Source organism: Luteimonas salinisoli, assembly GCF_013425525.1.
GTDB classification, from domain to species: Bacteria; Pseudomonadota; Gammaproteobacteria; order Xanthomonadales; family Xanthomonadaceae; genus Luteimonas; species Luteimonas salinisoli.
Genome location: NZ_JACCKA010000015.1, coordinates 1 through 1,489, shown reverse-complemented (window position 1 = coordinate 1,489; position 1,489 = coordinate 1). Strand labels below are relative to the sequence as shown.

Below are 1,489 nucleotides of genomic sequence, written 5' to 3'. Positions count from 1 at the left end.
ATGGGACTGCCTGGCGCGGCCGGACCGAAGGGCGGAGCAACACCCCCGGCGCGGCTCACGCCCCGCGCGGTCGACCGAAGGCGCCCTTGCAAGGAGCCATCTGCCACACACGGCGATTGATTGTCGCCGCCCCGTGGCGACGGTGATGGATCACCACGACGGATGGCACTGCCTGGCGCCCCCCGGCGCGGCTCACGCCCCGCGCGGTCGACCGAAGGCGCTCTTAGGAACCAACTGCCAGACGCGGCTATTCACTGGCGCAGCCCCGTGGCGACGGTGATGGATCAGTTCGACGGATGGGCCGCCTGTCGCGACGCGGGCTTTCGCGGGCGTGGCCCGCTCCTACTGGCGCCCTGCATCGGCATCGCGATCCGGTGGTCGGCGGCGGAGCGGCGGCAAAGGGGCAGCGCGCGCGCATCCAGCCGGCGGATGCCCGCAATCAGCCCGTGACCCGGGCCACCGCGTCGTGGGCGTGCAGGCTTTCGAAATGCGCCACGCGGGCGTCGAAGCGGGCGATGCGCTCGTCGGCGGAGAGTACCGCGGCGATGCGGCGCGCCGCGTCCTCGCAGAACATCAGGTTCTCGGCATTGAGCCGGGCGAAGGCCTGCTCGTCCTCGCGCTTGACCGCGGTCTGCACCGGGGTGCCGAGCGCTGCCTCGATCGCATCGACCAGCCCGGCCAGCGGGAACTCGTCGAAGGCCGGCCGCAACTCCACCCGGATGCTGGCGCGGCTGCGCTGCGCGTGCGGGGTGCCGGCCAGGCCGCGCTCCGAGGCCAGCCACTCCCCGACCACCGCAGCCGACAGCGGACGGGCGTTGGCGAAATCGGCGACGAAACGCTCGGCGTTGAGCTGGCGCGACAGTGCCGCCGAGGCCGGGCAGGTGCTGGAATAGTCGACCGAGAAGCCAAATTCCAGCCGGAAGTGTCCGTCCGCCAGAGTCGCCTCGATTTCGACCGGATAGGTCTTCCAGCCGACGTGGCCGCTGGCCAGCGCCGGCCGGGCCAGCAGATGCTCATAGCGGATGGCCAGGCGCGCCGCGCCCGACAGCCCCCGCTGCGACTCCACCAGATCCTGCAGCACGCGGCGCAGGCCCGCAGGGGTGAGCGCCTCGCCCGCGAAGGCGTCCTGCAGGCGCAGGTACAGGCGCGACATGTGGATGCCGCGGGCCTGCGCGGCGCGCAGGTCGACGGCGACGTCGACCGAGGCCGGGACCTGCACCGCCGCCCCGCTCTCGCCGGGCAGGCGCAGCGGCAGCGAGATGCCCTGCATGCCCACCCAGTCCAGCGGGCGGGCGGCGAACGCGGCGTCGTCGGCGACATCGGGCAGCGATGGCGTGGGGCGGATGCTCAAGGGATGGCGGCTCGTTGGGGAAGGCACGGCCCGTTCCGGGCCCGCATAGTGTAACGAGAGCGGCGCCGGCGCCCGCGGAACGCTGCGTCGCGGATCCGCGCCCGCGCTCAGGCGCCGCCGCGCGCGGCGCGCCAGGCC

The 1,489-nt window shown here is 73.7% G+C and carries 1 protein-coding gene; it reads right to left on the bottom strand.

Going from position 1 to position 1,489, the window contains the following annotated elements; all coding sequences use genetic code 11:
- Positions 1-439: 439 nt before the first annotated feature.
- Positions 440-1,351 (bottom strand): GTP cyclohydrolase FolE2, encoded by a 912-nt coding sequence (gene folE2 / locus H0E84_RS01880; RefSeq protein WP_219339547.1) that lies wholly within the window; start codon positions 1,349-1,351, stop codon positions 440-442.
- Positions 1,352-1,489 lie beyond the last annotated feature (138 nt).